The organism is Streptomyces sp. Je 1-79 (assembly GCF_025195125.1).
Classification (GTDB): Bacteria; Actinomycetota; Actinomycetes; order Streptomycetales; family Streptomycetaceae; genus Streptomyces.
Map to the genome: position 1 here is coordinate 654,026 of NZ_JAMGSL010000001.1, position 20,762 is coordinate 674,787.

22 protein-coding genes are annotated in these 20,762 nt (G+C 70.5%); 11 read left to right on the plus strand and 11 right to left on the minus strand.

Going from position 1 to position 20,762, the window contains the following annotated elements:
• Positions 1–94: 94 nt before the first annotated feature.
• Positions 95–478: a toxin Doc gene (locus M5362_RS02765; protein WP_260225630.1), complete on the minus strand. Its 384-nt coding sequence runs from the start codon at positions 476–478 to the stop codon at positions 95–97.
• Between the two features lie 3 nt (positions 479–481).
• On the minus strand, positions 482–733 hold the full coding sequence (locus tag M5362_RS02770; protein ID WP_260225631.1) for an antitoxin MazE7: 252 nt from the start codon (positions 731–733) through the stop codon (positions 482–484).
• 95 nt (positions 734–828) lie between these two features.
• Here M5362_RS02770 and M5362_RS02775 point away from each other — a divergent pair, with 95 nt between their 5' ends.
• Together M5362_RS02775 and M5362_RS02780 are read left to right on the plus strand one after the other, a co-directional pair.
• Positions 829–1,476 carry an alpha-ketoglutarate-dependent dioxygenase AlkB gene (locus M5362_RS02775; RefSeq protein WP_260225632.1) on the plus strand — a complete coding sequence of 216 codons (648 nt, stop codon included), beginning with the start codon at positions 829–831 and terminating at the stop codon, positions 1,474–1,476.
• A 216-nt stretch (positions 1,477–1,692) separates the two neighbouring features.
• A complete protein-coding gene (locus tag M5362_RS02780) occupies positions 1,693–3,441 on the plus strand; it encodes a serine/threonine-protein kinase (RefSeq protein ID WP_260225633.1) in 1,749 nt (582 codons plus the stop codon).
• A 16-nt stretch (positions 3,442–3,457) separates the two neighbouring features.
• On the opposite strand, the gene M5362_RS02785 is transcribed toward M5362_RS02780, so the two are convergent.
• Positions 3,458–4,324 (minus strand): PhzF family phenazine biosynthesis protein, encoded by an 867-nt coding sequence (locus M5362_RS02785; RefSeq protein WP_260225634.1) that lies wholly within the window; start codon positions 4,322–4,324, stop codon positions 3,458–3,460.
• Between the two features lie 139 nt (positions 4,325–4,463).
• On the opposite strand from M5362_RS02785, the gene M5362_RS02790 reads away from it, so the two are divergent.
• The 4 genes from M5362_RS02790 (at position 4,464) to M5362_RS02805 (ending at position 10,299) form a co-directional block, all read left to right on the plus strand.
• Positions 4,464–6,410: a CAP domain-containing protein gene (locus M5362_RS02790; protein WP_308354842.1), complete on the plus strand. Its 1,947-nt coding sequence runs from the start codon at positions 4,464–4,466 to the stop codon at positions 6,408–6,410.
• Positions 6,411–6,647: 237 nt separating this feature from the next.
• Complete coding sequence (locus M5362_RS02795) at positions 6,648–8,114, plus strand: membrane-associated oxidoreductase (RefSeq protein ID WP_260225635.1); 1,467 nt, start codon at positions 6,648–6,650, stop codon at positions 8,112–8,114.
• Positions 8,115–8,166: 52 nt separating this feature from the next.
• Positions 8,167–8,766 carry an HD domain-containing protein gene (locus tag M5362_RS02800; RefSeq protein ID WP_260225636.1) on the plus strand — a complete coding sequence of 200 codons (600 nt, stop codon included), beginning with the start codon at positions 8,167–8,169 and terminating at the stop codon, positions 8,764–8,766.
• Between the two features lie 360 nt (positions 8,767–9,126).
• The gene (locus M5362_RS02805) at positions 9,127–10,299 is read left to right on the plus strand and encodes a hypothetical protein (RefSeq protein WP_260225637.1); all 1,173 of its coding nucleotides are present in this window, start codon (positions 9,127–9,129) and stop codon (positions 10,297–10,299) included.
• 132 nt (positions 10,300–10,431) lie between these two features.
• Here M5362_RS02805 and M5362_RS02810 read toward each other — a convergent pair whose 3' ends face one another.
• The gene (locus M5362_RS02810) at positions 10,432–11,103 is read right to left on the minus strand and encodes a pyridoxamine 5'-phosphate oxidase family protein (RefSeq protein WP_260225638.1); all 672 of its coding nucleotides are present in this window, start codon (positions 11,101–11,103) and stop codon (positions 10,432–10,434) included.
• 78 nt (positions 11,104–11,181) lie between these two features.
• Positions 11,182–12,423 carry a globin domain-containing protein gene (locus M5362_RS02815; protein WP_260225639.1) on the minus strand — a complete coding sequence of 414 codons (1,242 nt, stop codon included), beginning with the start codon at positions 12,421–12,423 and terminating at the stop codon, positions 11,182–11,184.
• Between the two features lie 496 nt (positions 12,424–12,919).
• Between M5362_RS02815 and M5362_RS02820 the strand changes: the two genes are divergently transcribed.
• On the plus strand, positions 12,920–13,522 hold the full coding sequence (locus tag M5362_RS02820; RefSeq protein WP_260225640.1) for a hypothetical protein: 603 nt from the start codon (positions 12,920–12,922) through the stop codon (positions 13,520–13,522).
• A 56-nt stretch (positions 13,523–13,578) separates the two neighbouring features.
• Here the strand turns inward: M5362_RS02820 and M5362_RS02825 are convergent, their stop codons facing one another.
• The gene (locus tag M5362_RS02825; protein ID WP_260225641.1) at positions 13,579–14,142 is read right to left on the minus strand and encodes a dihydrofolate reductase family protein; all 564 of its coding nucleotides are present in this window, start codon (positions 14,140–14,142) and stop codon (positions 13,579–13,581) included.
• 321 nt (positions 14,143–14,463) lie between these two features.
• Here M5362_RS02825 and M5362_RS02830 point away from each other — a divergent pair, with 321 nt between their 5' ends.
• Complete coding sequence (locus M5362_RS02830) at positions 14,464–15,186, plus strand: dienelactone hydrolase family protein (RefSeq protein ID WP_260225642.1); 723 nt, start codon at positions 14,464–14,466, stop codon at positions 15,184–15,186.
• 333 nt (positions 15,187–15,519) lie between these two features.
• On the opposite strand, the gene M5362_RS02835 is transcribed toward M5362_RS02830, so the two are convergent.
• Entirely contained in the window at positions 15,520–16,071 is a 552-nt protein-coding gene (locus M5362_RS02835; RefSeq protein WP_260225643.1) for a TetR family transcriptional regulator, read from the minus strand.
• Positions 16,072–16,373: 302 nt separating this feature from the next.
• On the opposite strand from M5362_RS02835, the gene M5362_RS02840 reads away from it, so the two are divergent.
• A complete protein-coding gene (locus M5362_RS02840; RefSeq protein WP_260225644.1) occupies positions 16,374–17,234 on the plus strand; it encodes an SGNH/GDSL hydrolase family protein in 861 nt (286 codons plus the stop codon).
• A gap of 170 nt (positions 17,235–17,404) precedes the next feature.
• Here the strand turns inward: M5362_RS02840 and M5362_RS02845 are convergent, their stop codons facing one another.
• The 3 genes from M5362_RS02845 to M5362_RS02855 form a co-directional block, all read right to left on the minus strand.
• The gene (locus tag M5362_RS02845; protein WP_260225645.1) at positions 17,405–17,530 is read right to left on the minus strand and encodes a hypothetical protein; all 126 of its coding nucleotides are present in this window, start codon (positions 17,528–17,530) and stop codon (positions 17,405–17,407) included.
• Positions 17,531–17,587: 57 nt separating this feature from the next.
• Entirely contained in the window at positions 17,588–17,710 is a 123-nt protein-coding gene (locus M5362_RS02850; RefSeq protein WP_260225646.1) for a hypothetical protein, read from the minus strand.
• A 463-nt stretch (positions 17,711–18,173) separates the two neighbouring features.
• The gene (locus tag M5362_RS02855; RefSeq protein ID WP_260225647.1) at positions 18,174–18,362 is read right to left on the minus strand and encodes a hypothetical protein; all 189 of its coding nucleotides are present in this window, start codon (positions 18,360–18,362) and stop codon (positions 18,174–18,176) included.
• 747 nt (positions 18,363–19,109) lie between these two features.
• Between M5362_RS02855 and M5362_RS02860 the strand changes: the two genes are divergently transcribed.
• The gene (locus tag M5362_RS02860) at positions 19,110–19,289 is read left to right on the plus strand and encodes a DUF6381 family protein (protein WP_260225648.1); all 180 of its coding nucleotides are present in this window, start codon (positions 19,110–19,112) and stop codon (positions 19,287–19,289) included.
• A 338-nt stretch (positions 19,290–19,627) separates the two neighbouring features.
• Positions 19,628–20,071 carry a CBS domain-containing protein gene (locus tag M5362_RS02865; protein WP_260225649.1) on the plus strand — a complete coding sequence of 148 codons (444 nt, stop codon included), beginning with the start codon at positions 19,628–19,630 and terminating at the stop codon, positions 20,069–20,071.
• A gap of 223 nt (positions 20,072–20,294) precedes the next feature.
• Here the strand turns inward: M5362_RS02865 and M5362_RS02870 are convergent, their stop codons facing one another.
• The gene (locus tag M5362_RS02870; RefSeq protein ID WP_260225650.1) at positions 20,295–20,747 is read right to left on the minus strand and encodes a VOC family protein; all 453 of its coding nucleotides are present in this window, start codon (positions 20,745–20,747) and stop codon (positions 20,295–20,297) included.
• Positions 20,748–20,762: the final 15 nt, after the last annotated feature.

A 20,762-nucleotide genomic window follows, 5' to 3' on the forward strand; every position in this document is an offset into this window, starting at 1 on the left:
ACAGCATCACCCGACGCGCGCCCTCCGGCACGGGCGGCGGGGTGTCCGGGTGGCTGGCCGGCCGGGGTCTGCGCGCGACGGTGCGCCGTCGGCGTCAGTCCGAGGAGATGCGCCAGGACCTCAGGCGATCGGCGATGTCGTACGAGTCCAGGCGCAGCGCCCGGATCTCGTTGATCAGGTCACGCCACGGCTCGAACGAGGTGTCCACCCGGTGCCCGGACGCCTCCAGGTAGCAGATCGCGATGCCGTAGCCGTAGAGCTCGTTCCGGGCCGGGAGCGGGCGCAGCAGGACGCACTCCTCCAGGAACACGGCGGCGCGCCAGAAGGCGTCGGGATCGGCGTGGTCGAGCCGGGGGGTGTTCACCCGGTGGCGGGCGGACATTCCGGCCAGCACCGAAAGGTCGTTGACGGTGAGGTCCTTGCGCAGGATGTCCTCTTGGCGCGCCAGGAGCCATCGGTGGTCGACGCGCAGTTCCACGGGTCAGGCCGCCCGCGAGGTCTCGGACTTGGTCACCTGCGGAAGCCCGCCGAACTCCGCGTCGAACATCTCCATGACGCCCGGGGCGCCGATGGCGCGGCGGAAGGCGGCGGTCGCCGTGTCCAGGAGCTGCTCGTGCTCCTTCTCGAGGGCCACCTGCGCGAGGTAGTCCTTCATGGACATCCCCGCGCCGTCGGCCAGCGCCTTGAAGCGGTCCCGTGTCGGCTCGTCGATCTTGACGGTGGTGTCAGCCATGCCTTGAGTATGCCGCGCGGTATACCGGCGCGGCTACCGCTTGGGACGGGAAGGTGATTCGCTCACGTGTTCGGTTCTTGGTCTACGCTGGAACCATGACCGCGACGCGACCCCACATGCCCGCCTTGCAGGGCTCCCTCTTCGACCAGGGCGCCGACATCGGCCCGGGCCCGCTGGACGGCGTACGGCGGATCGCGCTCGACGAAGGAGCGTGGGTCGACCATCTGCCCGGGTGGTTCCACGGAGCCGACGCGCTGTTCGAGGAGCTTGCCGCAGGCGTCCCGTGGCAAGCCGAGGAGCGCACGATGTACGACAACGTGGTCGCCGTGCCCCGCCTCCTCGCGTACTACCGAGAGGGCGCCCCGCTCCCGCATCCCGCCCTCGTCGAAGCCCGTGAGGCCCTGAGCGCCCACTACGCCCCCGAACTCGGAGAACCGTTCACCACCGCCGGCCTCTGCCTGTACCGCGACGGCCGCGACAGCGTCGCCTGGCACGGCGACCGCATCGGACGCTCCGCCACGCAGGACACCATGGTCGCCATCCTCTCCCTCGGAGACCCTCGCGACCTCGCCCTCCGCCCTCGCGGCGGCGGCCCCGTCGCCCTCCGGCTCCCTCTGGGCCACGGCGACCTCGTGGTGATGGGCGGCTCCTGCCAACGCACCTGGGAACACGCGGTCCCGAAGACGAGCCGCGCCGTCGGGCCCCGCATCAGCATCCAGTTCCGGCCCAGAGGCGTGGGCTGACCATCTCTCCTCCGGCGGCGGCGCGGACGGACGGCGCGTCAGCCGCCGACGGCGGGAGCGCGTGAACGGCGCTCGTCCCCTCACGCGGGAGCCTTCCCCACGCCGCGGGGGCGGGCGGTCCGCCGGAGCGCCGTGGGCGACCCGCCCTCCACGCCCCGGCCACAGTGCACGGCCCACGGGCCGGTGTGTCACCGACACCGCCTACGATGTCCGCTCATGAGCGCGAGCGAGGACCGAAGACCCCTGGTCGACGGGCGTTTCCACCTGATCTCCCGGCTGGGCAGCGGCGGCATGGGCACCGTCTGGCGAGCACGCGACATCGCCTTGGAGCGCGATGTCGCGCTCAAGGAGGTCCGTCCGCCCGACCCGGCCATCGAGGACGCGAACCCCGGACTCGCCGCGCAGATGCGCGAGCGGGCCGTCCGCGAGGCACGGGCCCTGGCCCGGCTCTCGAATCCGCACGTCGTGACGATCCACCACATCGTCGAACCCCAGGACGGTTCGCACCCCTGGATCGTCATGGAGCTCGTCGAGGGACGCTCGGTGTACGACCGTCTCGCCGAAGGCCCCATGGCCGTCCCCGAGGTCCTCGCCCTCGGGCGGGAGGTCCTGTCCGCCCTGCGCGCCGCCCACTCCGCCGGCATCCAGCACCGCGACGTGAAGCCCGCCAACGTGCTGCTCCGCCCCGACGGCAGCGCCGTCCTGACCGACTTCGGCATCGCGGTGCTCAGCGAGGCGACGTCACGGCTCACCTCCACGGGTGACCTGATCGGCTCGCCCGAGTTCATCGCCCCCGAGCGAGTGCGCGGCGAGGAGGGCAACCCGGCCTCCGACCTGTGGTCGCTCGGCATGCTCCTGTACGTCGCGGCGGAGGGCCACCACCCGCTGCGCCGGGCCACCAGCCTCGCGACCGTGGTCGCCGTGCTCGACGACCCGATCCCGGCGCCGGTCAGGTCCGGCGCGCTGGCACCCGTACTCGCCCAACTCCTCGTGCGCGACCCGTCCGCGCGACCCGACGCGGCACGACTGGAACAGCTGCTGACCGACGCCGCCACGCGGCAGTCCGGCACCACCCAGGCCCCGGCGGAAGCGGCCCGCGGCGCGTTCGGTCCGCCGCACGCCCACCCCGCGTATGGGCCTCCGCCCGCCGCGTCGCAGCCCTGGCACACCCCCACCGTCCCCTCCCACGCCTCGTCCGCCCCCACCGCCCCGTCCTACGCCGCCCCGGCTGTCGGTGGAACGTTCGGCGCGCCCGTCCGGCCCGGCCAGCCCTCCGCCGCTCCCCGACCGCGCCGCCGGACCGCCGTCCTCGCGGCCTCCCTCACGCTGGCGGCCGCCGTGGCCGTCGTGGGCGTCGTGAAACTGCTCCCCGACGGCGGCACGGACACCGGGGCCAAGGGCGGCGACGCCCCGACGAGCGCGGAGCGCACCCCGGGCCAGGGGGCGAGTACGGGAAGCGGCGGCGGTACGCAGCCCGGAACCACCACGCCCAAGGCCGTCGCGCCCCGTGGCACCCTCCTCACGACGGCCAACGTCCGCACCGTCATCGAGTCGTTCCGCAAAGCCAGCGGTTCCACCACGATGAAGGAACTGACGATCTACGAGGGCTATGCACTGGCCTCCATCCCGACCCGGCCCGGCGCGAAGACCTACGACGCGTACGAGTACCGCGGCGGGATCGCCCGGAAGACCGGCCCCGGCGGAACCATCGACGCCGACGCCGCCGACGAGCAGCCGTTCGACGCCGCCGCCATGCCCTGGGACGGCCTTCCCGCGCTGATGAAGCGTGGCGAGAAGGAACTGAAGGTGGAGAGCCCGACGATGCGCTACGTCATCGTCGACCGCTGGACGTTCAACGAGGACCGCCCGACCCTGCGGTTCTACCTCATCAACGAGTACAGCGCTGTCGGCTACCTCGCCGCCGACACCTCCGGGAAGGTCGTGTCGAGTTACCCGGCTTCCTGACGCCGGGTGGCCCCGCTCAGACGATGCGAGTCCCTGCCCCGCTCACCCGCACCCGGGCGTCTCCCTCACGCAGTTCCACGGTGATCAGGCTCGGGCGGCCCATGTCGGCGCCCTGGTGGAGGGTGAGGACCGAGGCGCCCGGGACCAGGCCGAGTTCCCGGGCGTAGGCGCCGAAGGCGCCGGCCGCGGCGCCCGTCGCCGGGTCCTCCACGACTCCGCCGACCGGGAAGGGGTCGCGCACGTGGAAGACAGTCGGGGACTCGCGCCACACCAGCTGCACGGTGGTCAGGTCGAGCCGGTGCATGAGCGCTTCCAGCCGTGCGAAGTCGTACGCGAGATCGGCGAGACGCTCCCGGGTCGCCGCACCGAGGACGAGGTGGCGCGCGCCCGCGAAGGCGATGCGCGGGGGCAGGGTGGTGTCGAGGTCGCCGGCCGGCCAGTCGAGGGCGGCGAGCGCCTCGGCGAGATCCGCGTCGGCAACCCCCTCGACACGCGGTTCGACGGTGGTGAGGATGGCCCGCATGACGCCCGCCTCCTCCCTCACGCTCACCGGAACGGTTCCCGCCCGGGTGGCGAACACCAGGTCGCCGGGGCCGATGCGTTCGCCGAGCGCGACGGCCGTCGCCACGGTCGCGTGACCACAGAACGGGACCTCGGCCTTGGGGCTGAAGTACCGGATGGTGAAAGCCCTTCCCGGTTCGCCGCCGAGGTCGGCGGGCGGGGAGGTCAGGAACGCCGACTCGCTGTACCCGAGCCCCGCGGCGATGGCGAGCATGGCGTCGTCGCCGAGCCCGGCCGCGTCCAGGACGACGCCGGCGGGGTTTCCGCCTTCGGGATCGGTGGAGAAGGCGGTGTAGCGCAGGACTGCGGGCTGTGTCGTCATGATCGGCGCAACTGCGCTGCCCGGCGGATTGTTCCGTCACGTGACCCACGTCACGTCAAGGGTGGTCAGGATTCCGTTATCCGGTGTCCCCTCCGACGTCTCCCATGTGTCGGCATCGTCAACAGGCAGGACAGGCAGCGTGAATCAGGGCATAGGCACGGAGCAGGCCCAGGGTCGGGAGCTGGTCAGGGCGGCGATGAGCGGCGACCCGTGGGCACGGGACCCGATGATCGCCGCCCACGTGCCCCTGGTCTACAACGTCGTGGGCCGCGCGCTGAACGGCCACCACGACGTCGACGGCCTCGTGCGGGAGACGATGCTGCGCGCCCTCGACGGACTGGGCAGCCTCCGCGACCCGGACGAGTTCCGGCCCTGGCTGGTGGCCATCGCCGTGGACGGCGTCCGCAGGCGCACGCAGCGGTCCCAGCACCTCGGCGATGCCGGTGGCCTCCCCACGCCCGGGCCTGACTTCGCGGACCTGACCGTGGGACGGCTCTACCTGTCCGGGCAGGAGCGCGAAGCCGCGGAGGCGGCCCGCTGGATCGAGCCCGACGACGGGGACCTGCTGGCCCTGTGGTGGCTGGAGTGCGCGGGCGAGCTGACCCGGTACGAGGTCGCCGCGGCTCTGCAATGGCCCGCCGAGCACGTGGCCGTACGGGTGGAGAGCCTGCGGGCGCGGCTCGACGCGGCCAGGGCCGTCGTCGGCGCGCTCTCGGCGAACCCGCTCTGCCCGGCCCTCGGGTACGAGGCAGGGACCTGGGACGGCCGCCCCTCCGCCCCGTGGCGCGAGCACCTCGCCCGGCACGCCGGCGGCTGCGCCCACTGCTCCGCCCGCTGGCGGGGCCTCGTCCCCCTGGAGTCGCTGCTGGCGGGACTGCCCCTGGTGCCCCCGCCCGCGTCGCTGCTCGCCGGCGTCCGGGAGACGGCCGCGTGGGCGCTGACGGCGACGCCCGTGACGCCCCAGGCGACCATGACGCCCCACGCGACCATGACGCCCCACGCGACCATGACCCCGCAGGCGACGACTCAGGCTCAAGGCGCGTACGAGACGCCCGCGCCGCACGATGACCCGTGGCCGTACGCGACGGCGGGCGGAGCCGACTGGAGCGATCAGACCGACGAGCTCGACCGGTCCGACCTCATCGGTTCGGTCGATCTGACGCGACCGTACGCCCCGGTGATGCCGGAGGAGCCCCCCACGGCTCTCGGCTCCCAGAGCGCCGCCGCCTGGGCGGCGGTTCCCGGACCGCGCGGCGCACGGAACGCCCGCCGTCGCCGCCGCCAGGAGCGGGAGCGCAACCGGCGCAGGGTCGTCGTCACCGCGGGGATGGCGGTCGTCGCGCTCACCGGCGGGTCCTTCTACCTGAGCGGCGGACGCGGGGGAGAGGGGGAGGTCCTCGAAGTGAACCGCGCGGCGGCCCCTGCCCCGGACCTGCCGTCCGCGCAGGAGGCGGCCGGACTCACCCCGACTCCCTCGACCGCGTCGGCCTCCGCTTCCGCCTCGGCCTCGGCGTCACCCAGCGCCAAGGCCACCGCGACGTCCACTCGTCCGACGCGCACCGCGGCGCCCGATCCGACGAAGACCTCCAGCCCCCGCACCGCGTCGCCCAAGCCCAAGCCCACTCGGGCCGACACCGGCACCGGCAGCGGATCCGGCAGCGGCTCGGGCTCAGGTGCGAGCAGGCAGGGCGACTCCGGCTCGGGCTCGGTCGCCGACCAGGTGGTCAGCCTCGTCAACGCCGAGCGCGCCAAAGCCGGATGCGGCCCGCTGACGGCGAACTCGACCCTGAACAGAGCGGCCCAGGGCCACTCCGACGACATGGCCGCCCGCGACTACTTCGACCACACCAACCCTGACGGCGACGGGCCGGGCGAGCGCGTCACGGCCGCCGGGTACCCCTGGTCGACGTACGGCGAGAACATCGCCATGGGGCAGAGCACCCCGGAGCAGGTCATGGAGGCGTGGATGAACAGCCCCGGCCACCGCGCGAACATCCTCAACTGCGACTTCAAGGAGATCGGGATCGGCGTCCACTCCCAGGGCGGCCCCTACTGGACCCAGGTGTTCGGCGCACGGCGAGGGTGACACCGGCCCCAGGGCGCCCGTCGGTCTCCCACGGACGTGCCATCGGGCGCCGTGGGCCAGGCGTGCGCCCTTGGCCACGACTCCAGCGGAAGCCCGACGGGAGGAGCCCGTCGAGGGCCGCCGCCACCGAGGTCCCGGCCCACCGACGGACACCCGCCCGGAGCCGGGGCCGCGCGTCGACATCGCTTGCTCCGTAAGGCAATTGACAGCGCGAACCCGGCACGTCAGAGTCCCGGAGTGAGCGAGATCAACGACCTGACACCGACGGAGTCGCGCATATGGCGGGCCTTTCCGCGAGGCGAGTCCGTGGACTTTCGCGCCGCCGAGGACGAGGATCCGGCACTCGGCAGCGCCTGGGGCGCTGAGCGCACCGTACGGGCGAGTGTGCTGCGGGCGCTCCTGATCAAGGCTCCGCAGGAGGAGGGAGAGATTGCCGCGCTCAAGATCACGGGGGCGCGGATCACCGGCGTACTGGACCTGAAGTACGCGACGATCGACGCCGCGATCCGACTGAGCCACTGCCACTTCGATGCCGTTCCCGATCTGTACGGTGCCCAGCTGCGCCAGCTCAACCTGAGCGGGTCCGCCCTGCCGGGCCTGGCCTCGGCGACCTTGAGGGTCGAGGGGGTGCTGCGGATGACGGGCTGCCAGGTGCGGGGGCCGGTGCGGCTCGGCGGGGCGCAGATCTCCGGGGCACTGTTCATGGAGCAGGCGCGGTTCACGGCCACGGACGACTCCGAGCCGGTGCTACAGCTCAACCAGGCGACGATCGGAGCCGACTGGTGGGCGCCGGAGATGCGCGCGCACGGCCAGGTCCGACTCACCGGCGCCACCATCGCCGGGCGGATCAACGTCCAGGACGCCGAATTCGACAACCCGGGCCACACCGCGCTGGACGCACAGAACCTCAACGTCGGAGCCCACGTCCGGGCACGGTGCATCCGCACACAGGGCCGGGTCGAGCTCCGAGGCTCGCGCATATCGGGCCGACTCGACCTGCTCCACGCCCGCCTGTCGCATCCGGGCGACACGGCGCTGCGGGCGAGCAGTTGTGTCATCGGCGAACTCTGGCTGCGGGGTGGCGATCGCATCGAGGGCGCACTGAACCTGCGGCGTTCTCAGATAGAGATCCTGACCCTCGGACCGGAGATGCTGCCGGACGAGGTGTACCTCAGCAATCTCGCATACACCGTACTCAGCCCGCACGAGCCCGCCGAGAGCCGCCTTCCGATGCTGGAGCGGGACGGCGACCGGTACGAGCCGTACGGCTACGAGCAGTTGACAGCCGCCTACCGCCACGTCGGCGACGACGACGCTGCCCGGCTCGTCCAGCTCGCCAAACAGCGCCGCCGGCGCACCACGCTCACCTGGTACGGACGACTGTGGGGGTACGTCCAGGACGCCACCGTCGGCTACGGCTTCCGCCCGTTGCGCGCCGCCGTCTGGCTGCTGTCCCTCATGGCCGTCGGCTCCCTCGCGTACGGCCTGGACCACCCGCGCCCGATCAAGCCGGACGAGTCGCCCGACTTCAACCCCGTCTTCTACACCCTCGACCTGCTCCTGCCGGTCATCAACTTCGGCCAGGAGTCGGCATTCGCCCCCGAGGGCTGGCACCAGTGGCTGTCGTACACGCTGATCATCACCGGCTGGATCCTGGCGACGACGATCGTCGCGGGCGTGACCCGCACGGTCAACCGCCCATGACCGCCGGGGGCCTGAGGCGCTGGTGGGCTGGAGCGGCGGCTAGGTTGGGCGCGTGGATGTTCCTTCGGTGGATGAGAGTCGTGCGCTGCACGTGAAGTACGCTCCGAGCTCTGAGGCCTTCGATCTCGTTTTCACGCACTGTGAAATCGTGTGGAAGGTAGCGGAGCGTCTGATTGCTCTGTCCGGTTCTGACGTCGACGCCGAGCTGGTTCGTGCCGGCTGTCTGCTGCACGACATCGGCGTGTACCGCCTCTACGACGCCGAGGGCCGGCTGGACACCCGGAACTATGTGCGCCACGGAGTGCTGGGTCACGAACTCCTTCGCGGGGAGGGCCTGCCAGACCTGCTGTGCCGGTTCTGTTCGTGTCACACAGGGGTGGGGCTGAGCAGGGAGGACGTTCTGTCCCAGGGGCTGCCTCTGCCGCCGGGGGACTATCTGGCCGTCTCGCCGGAGGAGCGGCTGGTGATGTACGCCGACAAGTTCCACAGCAAGACCACACCGCCGAGGTTCGTCGGCCCGGACGCGTACGCGACGTACGTGGGCCGGTTCGGCCAGGACAAGGTGGCGGCGTTCGGAGCGCTGCGCTCGACGTTCGGCGACCCGGAGATCAGGGATCTGGCTGTGTCGTACGGACACGCCCTCACGGACTAGTAGCTTCTCCCCCTCTCTTCGGGCACGTGCGAATGGCCTGCACCTCAGGTGGGTGCAGGCCATTCGTATGTCGCCGGCCCGCGGCGTGGGGGAGGCCGCGGGCGGGCCGTTCGAGCGGTCCCATTCGCTCCCGGCCCGTGTGCCCCCGAACCTTCATTCCATGCACGGCGTCCCATGGACTGTCGACGGGCCGCCTGCGCAACCGGCCGGTCGAGGGCGGGCACTTGGCCGAGAGCATGTCCATCATGACAGGTCAGGGGCGTTTTTCGTAGGACGGAACGCACAGTTCGCGAGCCTTGTCCGGTCCGCGTCCCGACTCCCACAATCTCCTTCGTGAATCACCCGGAGAGCAGGGGGAACATGGGGAAGATCGATCACGACGCGGTGCTGCGGGCCCGAGTGCTGCTGCTGGGGTCCGGCCGATTGCGCCTGGCCGAACAGGTCCACGCCTATCGGGTTCTGGCGGAGGTGAGCCCGAAGGCGTATCTGCCGAAGCTCGTCGACGCGCTCCTGTCGATGAGCTACAGCAGCCGGGACCCCCAGGTGGACCTCGTGCTGGGCGCCGAGGCCGTCGAGGCCGCGCGGGGGATCGCAGGGGCGGGGTCGGCCCGGGCCGAACGGCTGTGCAGGGCCCTGGACGTGTACCAGGCGGCCCTGTTCGCCCTCGGGCGCCGAGCCGAGGGACGCGCGGTCTGTGAGGAGATGGCGGAGGCCGGAAGCAGCGGGCGGCTGGCGAACGTCCTGGCTGAGGAGGGGCGGTTCCGGGAGGCGGCGGAGTTCAACGAGAAGGCGGTCAGGAACGGCGTACGAGAGCACTCCTTCTGGAACATGGTCGAGTGGGCGGCGAATCTGGAGGGCGCGGGCCTGCACGACGAGGCACTGGCCGTCTTCGGTGAACTCCTCGACCACACCGCGCGCGAGGCCGCCGGGCAGCGCACGGCGCTGGCCATCCTCACCTGGGAGCTGGTGCACCTCTCCCGGATGCGTGAGACCGCCGGGCGCGGGGTGGACGCAGCGGCCACTCGACGGGAGGCCCTGAGCGTGCTGGAGGAGCTGGCGACGACGGGCGAGCCGAAGAACTGGAGCTGCATCCTCGGCTGGTGGGTCACCCTGTTCGTCCTGTCCGGCCGGGCTGACGAGCCGGCTGCGACCGCCGACTCCCCGATGCCGCCGTTCGGCGTCGACCTCGGATGGTCGAGCGACACGCGGAAGGCCTTTCTCGGCGACCTGCCCGTGCTCGAAACGGAGGCGGCGCGACTGCGCGAGGCGGGCCGACTGCCCGAACTCATGGATGTCCAGCGCAGAATCACCATCCGCGTTGCCCTGCGCGAAGGCGAGCACCCCTATCGGCTCAGGGAGCGGCTCGAACCGTACTTCGACGAGGGCGTGGCGCTCGCCCGCCGCCTGCCCGACGACCCTGCCCGCCTCGCCCGTGCCCTGACGGACCGCTCGATGTTCCTCGTCGCCGCCCGCACCTTCGAGCCCGCGTACACCGACTTCGCCGAGGCCGTCGCCCTCCTCGACACCCCGTAGTCCCTCCCGGTCAAGCCCTGCCGCGAGGCTGCGGTCGGGCGGGCGGGGCAGGCAGGGGTCAGGTGAGGGGCCAGGAGGCCGACGGCGACGGCGGCGGCCCCAGGCCGACGAGCCGGCCGCGGTGGATGCCTTCTACTCTCCTGGATGTGCGGCGGGGCTGTAGACGGCTACATCAGTGTCCGCGCGCTCGGGGGAGGAGCCCTTGATGGAGGAGCTTTCGGTGAAGTACTGCGCGTCCTTGGGGCGCGCGGGGTCATGGAGGGCAGGGCGGCGGGGGACCTGCGCCAGGTGGGGTATGTACTTGGAGCAGTGGATATAGGCTTCCTCGACGCTGAGGTGCACCCACAGCTCAGGGCCGCGCCCCGGGGCGACGTCGGACGGCAGTTCGGGGTGGAGTGAGCGCAGGTCCGTGTCGGTGTACAGCCGTGCCACGCCGTTGACGTGAAGGCCGATGCGGTCGTGGGTGAAGTCCACGAAGAGCATGCCGAGATGGGGGTTCTCCGTGATGTTGCCGGCGCTGGCGAGTACCCCGTTGCCCCGGAACTCCGGATAGACCAGGGTGCGTTCGTCGATCACCAGGACGAATCCCGGCGGCCCGGCCCGGAAGCTGGCATCGCATTCCCCCCGCGAGTCGGAGGTGGCCAGGAAGACCATGGACTGGCGAGCGATGAAATCCCGCATCTGCGGGGTGAGACAGGAGCGCACCTGCTGGTCGTAGAACCTGTGGGCGCGGTCGGCGGTGCCCAGCTGCTGCTGCAGAAGGTGTTCACCGGCTGATCCGAAGGACGTCGGGTGCGAAGACACGGACTGTTCTCCTGGCAGGGAGGAAAGGGAGACAGGGGAAAGGAGCGAAAACGAGCGCGCGGCCGGCCGGGCGACGACTCAAGGAGTCGCAAGGACGGGGGTGTCGAACGGGTCGTGATGGATGCGGTCCGGGGGCGTGCCGCCCGACGTGAGCGCCTGCGTGGCTGACGCGACCATCGGAGCGGGGCCGCTGAGGAAGGCGTCGTGCTGGTACCACGGACCGAACTCGGCCAGGACCTGCGGGAGAGACCCCCGGATCCCCGGGCTGTACTCGTCGGAGACCGCGCCCCTGACCGTCAGCCAGTGATGCCGCTGTGCCATGCGCAGCATGTCGTCCACCCCGTACAGCTCGGCACCGGTGCGGGCCCCGAGGAAGAGATCCACCTGGTGCCGGCCGCCGCGGCGGGCGACCTCTTCGATGAGCGCACGGATGGGGGCAAGACCGGTGCCGCCGGCGACACAGAGCAGGTCGTTGTGGACGGCGGCGTCGAGCACCATGTCGCCCATCGGCGCGCCCAGGTGGACGACGTCGCCCACCGCGGCCCGGTGTACCAGCGCGTTGCTGACCGCTCCACCAGGCACGGCCCGTACATGGAAGGTGAGGGTGCCGTCTTCGCGGGGCGCGTTGGCGGGGGAGTAGTAGCGCCACTGTTTGGGATGCCACGGGGTCTCGACACTGACGTACTGTCCGGCGGCGTGTTCGTAGGGCATGTGGGGATGCAGGGTGACCTCGGCGATGCCGTTACCCCGGGGGGCGAGGTGCACGATCGTGGCGGGCCAGAGCGCGGGCCGCGTCATCGCGTCCTGCTCGGCGGCGCTGATCATGGCATCGGCGACGGCTCCGTACGCCTTGGTCCATGCGGCTGCGATGTCCTGGGTCCAGGCGGGACCGGCGTAGCGGGCCAGGGAGGCGAGGAGGCATTCGCCCACCGCGGGGAAGTGGTCGCGGAGCGTACCGAACTTGCGGTGGTCGCGTCCGAGGTGTCCGCAGAAGCGGACCAGGTTCTCCGGATCGTCGACCAGGTCGACGATGCGCAGCAGCGCACGCAACAGGCGGCCGCGTTGGGTGTCCATCCCCGGCGGGAACATCGGCCGCACTTCGGGATAGCGGGCGAAGAGGATCGCGTAGAAGTAGACCGTCATGTCTGCGGCGAGCGGCTCGACCACCGAGGCGGAGGCGCGTATGAGCTCGATCTCGTGGGGCGACAGAGGCGGCTCGACGACCTCCGGCTCAGCGGTGTGTACGGCCGGGGCGGGTGCCGGATCCTCCGGGTGGGGAAGATCGGCGGTGTTGCCCGGGCGTCTTATGCGGAATCTCAAGGGACCAGAGCTCCGGCGCCAGGTATTCGAGACGGGCGCACTGGGGAGGACCGCTGGGTGGCCGCGTTGACGGAGCGGCGCCCCCGATGGGCACGACGAACGTCGACTTCACTGGCAGGCATAGATCCTCGAGACAGGGCGGAGACATCGAAGCGGACTGATCAGCTCCGGACGCTACCCGATCACGTAGGTGACTCAGAAGTAGCAAAGGGGAACCTGCAACGGTTTGCCCAGGGGGTCCCCAATGGTTCCTGCTTGTCTCGGTCCGTGAGGTCGCCGCCGTCCACGACCGCTACGGCGGGGAGCGACGGACGGCGTGGGCCGACACGACAGTCGGCGGACACCGTGCCAGACTGAAGGGGAATGGAGACGTACGGGCGAGAGTCCCCGACCGGACCCCCAGCGATCTCCCCAATTCCCTCCAGCACACCCACCTTTGCCGCACGCGTCACCGGCTCACCGGCGCGCTCTCGGTGTCACAAGGAGGACAGCTGAGATGACCAGCACCAACACCCGCGTCAAGCGCGGGCTCCCGCCGAGAGCCAGCACCACCATGGATCTGGGGGACGACCACGCCTTGCAGATCCTCGACTTTCCTTCCGGAATGCGGGCGATCGTGGAAGGCGGACGGGCCGTCCACCAACTCCCCGCCACCCCGGGCGACCTCGCGGCCCCGCCCGAGGCGGGATTGCAGTCGGCCGGTGATCCGGCCGGGTACAGCGAGGCGGCCGTCCGCACCACGGACGAACAGATCTGGTTCAAGAACAACTTCTGCAACGGCGCCCAGGCCTGTGTGCAGGGCTGGGACTGGGCGATCTGCGGCACGGACCACGCCGTGGGCTACGGGACCGGGATCGCGATGGTCGGAGCGGAAGGTTCGCGCAACGGAACCCTGTTCGTCGACGTGTGGGAGTGCATCTGCGTCGGCCCCTTCTGTCTGGGCGGCCACGAATGCTTCTGGGTGGAGAACTGGCACGGCGCCGTCGTCCCCGGACACTGGCTGTCCGCGAGCACGAACGCGCCGGACCGCAAGTGGCTGCGCTGGCGGCTCGAAGGGGCTGGAGGCGACACCCAGGTGAGTCTCGCCGCCAAGTACTGACCTACTGGGAGCTACTGGCCCGCGTTTCCCTCCACAGGACTCGGCGGACGAGGCGACTAACGCGCCACGCGGTAGCGAAGGTAGATGAATTTCGAGCTGAAGGTGCGTGTCTCAACGAGTTCGAGATCCACCCGCCGTTCGCGTCGGGGAAAGAACGGAATGCCACCGCCGACCAGCACGGGGTGGACGATGGCCTGGTACTCGTCGATCAGACCCGCCTCGGCCGCCTCGGCGGCGAGAGTCGCACCGCCGATCGCGATGTCGCCCTCTCCCGGAGCGGCTCGCAACCGCTCGATCTCCTCCGCCACGCTGCCGGAGGCAAGGCGGGCGTTGCCCTGCACCTCCGACAGTGTGGTGGAGAACACCACTTTCGGGAGCGGCTTCCAGAGCGCGGTCCACTCGCGGGCCGCGTCGTCGAGTGTGGGATCCTCGTCGGCGGTCTCCCAGTACAGCATCGTCTCGTACAGTCGCCGTCCCAACAGATGGACGCCGACCTGTCGGATCTCGTCGATCCAGAAGCGAAAGACATCCTCGTCGGGGGTCGTCCAGTCGAAGTTGCCGTCCGGGCCGACGATGTAACCGTCGAGTGAGACGCCCATCGAATAGGTCACGCTGCGCATCAGAGGTCCTCCTCGGGAACGGGTTCGACAGTATGACCGCCGGCCGCCGCAGGAATCATCGCGGCTCGCGGGCCTCCTGGGCCGATTCACGCGTCAACGCGACGGGATGCCCGCCGCGGGTGCCCCGATGCAGCGGAAATGCGGTGCAAAAAAGGTTGGGCGGACCACGGCGGCCACTGCTAATCTTCCGGCGGCCGTGCGAGAGAACAAGGAGGTGGTACCCGTGAACACAGTATGGACATGGGTGCTCTCCTCCGGGGACACGGTCGGGCGATAGGTCGTCCGGGAGCGCCGTCAAGAGCACTCCCGAAAGGCACGACCATGCAATTCACTTCTGAACAACGCCTCGATGACGGTGTCCTCGAGCGTGAATTCACTCTCGGCGAGATCCCCGGCACCCTGTGGACGCCCGGATCCGCCGTACCGGCTCCGCTGATCCTGATGGCCCACAACAACGGCCTGCCCAAGGGGGCAGCCCGGCTGGTGGCCAGGGCCCGGCACTCCGCGGCGTCCGGCTACGCGGTGGCCAGCATCGACGCCGCCGGGTGCGGTGACCGGCCCCGTTCCGCCGACGACGAGCAGGCCCGCGCCGAGCTCCGCCGGGCTATGCAGGCCGGAGAGCCGGTCGACGAGATCTTCGAATCCGTCGTCGGTACGCTGGTCGAGAACGCGGTCCCGGAATGGCGGACCACCCTGGACGCCCTCCTTTCGCTGCCCGAGATCGGCGGCCCGGTCGGGTACTCGGGGTGGACCGCCGTCGGCATCCGCCTCGCGGTGGCCGAGCCACGCATCGCGGCCGCCGGCTTCTTCGCCGGGGGTTACGTGCCCCGCGCCCAACGCGAGGAGGCCCGGCAGGTCACCATTCCGCTCCTGTTCCTGCTGCAGTGGGACGACGAAGGCAACCCCCGTCAGCGGGCCCTGGACCTGTTCGACGCCTTCGGCACCAGGGAGAAGACGCTGCACGCCAACCTGGGCGGACACACCGGCACCCCGTGGTTCGAGGTGGAGGACGGCAACCGGTTCTTCGCCCGGCACCTGACGTGAGACCCGGCCGCCAGGCCGACAGCAGCCGGTAGGCGCTGTCAGCCGGGACGCCGCCCGGCGGTGGCCGCCAGATACACAGCCGCCCCGACCGCGCCGGTAACGCCCATCAGCGGTGCGGGCCGACCGGGGCGGCCCTCACCCGCCAGTGGGATCTTGGCCAGTACGTCGCGGATCGACGGTCAGGCGACCGACAGACCGTCAGCGCCAGGGCGCTGGGTACGCAGCGAGGCGTTCACCATCCCGCGATGGCTCGCCCGGTGCCTCGCCGCACGAGGTGAAGAAGTCGGTGACGCCGACACCGACGCCGACACCACGTGGCATCGAGCCGTGCGGCTACGCCGCGGGGGTCAGGATGTGCTGGATGAGTGCGCCGTAGCGGGCGATCAGTCTGGCGCGGTCGGTGGCGAGGAGGGTCTCGTCCCGGGCGATCCACAGGGAGTACAGGAGTCCTGCTGTCACGGAGGCCGCAAGGCGTGCGCGGACGTCGGCGTCGGGTCCGCTCAGACGGCGGCGCAGGGGTTCGATGAGGACCTTCTCGTGTGTGTCTGTCAGGCGTTTGCGTATCTCGGGTTCGTTGCTGCCGTGGACGAGAGCGAGGAAGACGCCGCGGGCGCCGCCGTCGAGGCCGAGGACGAGGTCGACGAGCCGTTCACCCAGGTGCTCCGGGGGGACGTCGAGCAGCGGTTCGTCGTCGATGGTCAGTTGCATCGTCTCCAGGAACAGCAGCTCCTTGCTCTTGAAGTGGCGGATGACCAGCGCAGGGTCACTGCCGGCCGCTGCCGCGATCTGACGGACGGTGGTCTTGGCGTACCCCTGCTGACGGAACAGGGCACCGGCTGCCGCGTGGATGGCCTGACGTGTGCTCGTTCCCGGTTTGCCCTGCACCGAATTCCTCCCGAGTGGCCGCCTGCATGCCCGGCCGGTGCAGGACCGCCGATGAGCCAGATGCGGGCCGCATGCCGTCCGGCGTTTCAAGAACTGCTGTCAACTATGTTGACCCCGGGGCGCCGAGGCCCCACATTACCTATCGGTAGCACCAAGCGGTAACCCCGTTTTCGGTCCTCCGATGCGTCGGTGCGCGCCTGTGCCTACCCCCTGCTGTCTGCTCGAGCCGCCTCATTCTCGTGGAACCCGACCGTGTCGCTGCGGCCGGGCCCCCATCCCCACTCTGCTGAGAAGAGAGAGCCATGCCCACTCGTAATGTCATGATCGCGCCAACGGTGGCGGGATTGCTGACGGTCGGCTTCACCGGGGCCACCGCACACGCCGAGTCGCCGGTGGACTACGTCGCCCTCGGTGACAGCTACAGCGCCGGCTCGGGGGTGCTGCCCGTCGACACCAGCAACCTGCTGTGTCTGCGGTCGACCGCGAACTACCCCCACGTCCTCGCCTCCCGGACCGGCGCCCGACTCAAGGACGTGACCTGCGGAGCGGCCCAGACCAAAGACTTCACCGCGTCTCAGTACCCGGGGGTGGCGCCGCAGCTGGACGCGCTGAGCGTCGGCACCGACCTGGTGACGTTCACGATGGGAGGCAACGACAACAACACGTTCATCAACGCCCTGACCGCCTGCGGCACCGCGGGTCTCCTGAGCGGAGGTAAGGGCAGCCCCTGCAAGGACAGGAATGGCACCAGCTTCGACGACCAGATCGAGGCGAACACCTACCCCGCGCTCAAGAAGGCCCTGCAGAACATCCGGGCCAAGTCACCGGGCGCCCGAGTCGCCGCCCTGGGCTACCCCTGGATCACGCCGGCCACCGCCGATGCGTCCTGCTTCGCGAAGCTGCCGATCGCCGCCGGCGATGTCCCCTACATGCGCTCCATCCAGGCCCACCTCAACTCGGCGATCGAGCGCGCGGCCCGGGAGACCGGAGCCATCTACGTGGACTTCTCGCAGGTGTCCGAGGGGCACGACGCGTGCAAGCCGGCCGGGACCCGGTGGATCGAGCCGCTGTTGTTCGGACAGAGCATCGTGCCCGTCCACCCCAACGCGCTGGGAGAGAAGCGCATGGCGGAGCGCACGATGAGCGTTCTCGGCCTCGGCTGACGCCGGCAAGCGTCGAGAACGCCGGGCAGCCCGACTGCCCGTGACGCGCACAGCGGCGGGGCCCCGTCACCTGCGCTGTACGCCTGTCAGGGGCGGCCCAGGGCACGCGAGAAGGCGCCGACCTCCCGGACGTCAACGGGAGGTCGGCCCTCGGCCGTGAAGCGCGGTGGTCAGCCGCCAGGCATGGGCCCGCTGCGGCGGTGCTGGCCCCGGCGGCCGGTGTCATAGATGTCCTTGCCCTTCCGGCTGGCCTGGACCTTGCCCTGGGCGGAGAGGGAGTGCGGCTGGTCGGGCACATCCTGCTCGTACGGGCCGGTGTTGGGGCCGACGATCAGCGGAGAGGCGGACGCGATTCAGGCGTCGGTGGCGAGGGTCGTGCAGCGCCAAGTCGCCTTGCCGGTCGAAGGGTCGTGGTGGCCGACCCGGTGGGTGCCGCCCTTCCAGTCGTCGCCGCACAGGTCGTGCGTGACGAGCACCTCGCCACCCGTGTGCTCCTCACATCCGAAGTCCCAGCGGCTTCAGCGCGGTCTTCAGAACGGCCTTCACGGCGCCGCCGGCAGCGTCGTAGCCCGTCACCCGTCGGCGATTGGCGCAGGCACCCCTGACGGGTGCGGCCGGTGGGCCGGTCCCGCGTTCCTTCGCACGTACGCGGGGTCGGCCGTGCCACTCTTACGACAGAACCCGTGCGTCTCCCCCGTCCAGGCCCACCGCCGGGCGGCGCCCTCGCATCTCCGCCCGGAGCAACACCTGCCGCTCGGTCACCCCTTAAGAGCTGACAGCGCGGCGTGACCGGGCAGGCGGAGTTCCTGTGGCGGGAGGATGCACGAGGAACCAAGGCCGTCTCAAGTGCAGTGCAGAGGGCACTGGCGCAGCGCATCGTGCCTCACCGTCCGGTCTGTCCAGGCTGGAGACCGGACGGTGGTCGTCGTGGTGAGCGCCTTACCGGAGCAGGCCGACGGCGTTGCCGAGCAGGCCGTCGGCGCGGGTGTTGGCGTTCCTGTTCTCGACGGTCTCCGGGTCGCTGTTGATGTTGGAATCCAGTACGGAGATGTGGTCGAGGAGGTCAAGGTTGTTGAGGCTGCCGTCGAGGAGTCCCGCGTGTGCGGGTGCGGCGGCCATGGCAGCCATACCGACAGCGAGAACGGCAGAGGTGATGAGGGTTCGCTTCATGATCCGTTAACGGCACTTGCCGTCGAAGGACACTGTCGCCCACCCGCAATGCAGCGCCGCGACGGGAGTGTCTCTCCTCGCCCAGGCTCCGATGGCAGACGATGCAGATTCGATCGCACACGACGACTGGTCGATCTCAGCCAGGCCGACCTTCTCGCGGCCCATGGGATGCGGCAGCGACTTGAGCACGGTCAGGACCGGCAGCCCTTCCCGGGGCCCGCCGTAGGCGAAGCTTCGCTGCCGCATTCTGCGGCCCCCGCCCCGGCTGCCCTGTCCGGCGTGGACAACCCGTACAGGGCGGCCGGGAGGAGCCAGGCGCGCGGTGCTCGGTTCATCGACGTCTCCACAGGCGCTGGGGAACTGGCCAGCGGTTCCCCTCGCCCGCGCGGATGGAGTTCCGTTTGACCACGCACGAACTCCGTCGATCACCTGCCAGTGATCACGCAGAAGCGGCCGCAGCCGCTCCCACTCCACGTCAGGCAATCACTGCGTTCACCCCCGATGCCGGGCGGATCAGCCGACCGTCACTGGGCCGCCAGCCTTGGCCGGTCGCTCCCTGCGGCACGTCCCGGCCGCCCAGGCCGGGGCGGCCGGCGGGCCATCCTGTGGAAACCCGCCTGCCCGGGATGCGCGTAGCCGAGGGTGCTGTTTCGCTGGGTATGACCCGCCTAGCCAGGCGCTGCCCGATACCAGAGCGAGTGGATCATGAGCGTTGCAGATGAGTTTGGTGACCGCATCCGGCAGATGCGGGCCAAGGCGCAGAAGATGGAACAGGACGCGGAGCAGACCACGGACCCGCAGGAACGTCAGCGGCTGACGGACAAGGCCCGCCGGCTGAAGCAGCAGAGCGACCGGGAGAGCAGCGAGGGCATCGACCCCATGTAGCGGCGGCACGCCGACCGCCCAGATCCGGCGGCCGCCCAGGTTCTGCCGCTGGCCCCGTCCAGGCTGACGGCCCCCGCCATGTCGAGGTCGCCGCGAACGACGGGGGTGACGGCTGGAGCACCGGTGGGCCCGACGGTCTCGGTCCTGACAGCGTTGCCACCCCTCGCCGGGCACTGGCCCGGCTCAAGCAGGCTCCTTGCGCTGCCACGGCGAGGCTTCCTCCAGTCCTGCCGTCCCAGGGGCGGCAGCGTGGCGGTCGGCGGTCATGCGTGTTGCGATGGGAGGACTGGGAAGGCGGTCCTACAGGCAACTGTGTGACCACGACGGGAGGAGCGATCATGGCACAGGACAAGCCGCTCAAGGCCCGCGACATCATGACGGCGGGTGGACAGTGCGTCGGTGAGCACGAGTCTCTGCAGGACGCGGCGAAGATGATGCGCGAAATGCAGGTCGGTGCGCTGCCCATCTGCGGTGATGACGACAAGCTGCAGGGCATGATCACCGACCGGGACATCGTCATCGAGTGTGTGGCCGACGGGAAGGACCCGGCCAGGATCGAGTGTGGCTCCCTCGGCGGCGAGCTGCACTGGATCGACGCGGACGCGTCGGCGACCGATGCCCTGCACCTCATGGAGGAGCACCAGGTCAAGCGCCTGCCGGTGATCGACGTACAGAACGGCCACCGCCTCTGCGGGATGATCTCGGAGGCCAACCTGGCGCAGAACCTCACCGACAAGCAGATCGCCGAGTTCGCCAGCCGTGTGTACGCGGGTGCCCACTGACGCCCGCGGTTCCGGCTTGCAGGCTGGGCACCGGCGGAGGCCCGCCCCTCGGGGCGGGCCTCCGTGCGTCTACCAGCGTTCTCAGTCCCAGTTCAGGCCGAGGTCGCCGCCCCCGACGGACGACGCCGCACCGTACGGCCGGATCGGCGCCCTGAGCAGCGTATGAGACCCGTCCCTCGCTCCCGGAGAGCCCATGCTCCGCAACGGACCGGGGGGCCGGGACTTACGCCACGCAGAACTCGTTGCCCTCCGGATCCTGCATGATCCACCAGCGCCCGGCCGGCCCCCTGTTCACCTCTCTGACACGAGTCGCCCCCAGTTCCTCCAGCCCGGCCAGCAACTTGTCGAGGCCGCCGGGTTCGCTGTGAATGTCGAGGTGCAGGCGGTTCTTGCCTCTCTTGCCCTCGGGCACGTCCTGGAAGAGCAGTCGTCGGCCGCGGCCGACGCCGCTGGTTTCGTCGAACGGGTCCTCGGGGTGGCGGATCGCGGCATAGCCGCGGAAGGTCTTGCGGCCGCGGTGCTCGGTGACTGCCTCCCCGCCGATCTGGCCGGCGGCCAGCAGCTGCTCGACGAGAGCGCTGGGGTCTTCCACCTCGTACTCCAGCGCCCTGGCCCAGAAGTCCGCAAGGGCGGTGGCGTTCGTACTGTCGATGACCAGTTTCCAACTCAATGCCATGTAACTGGTTATAGT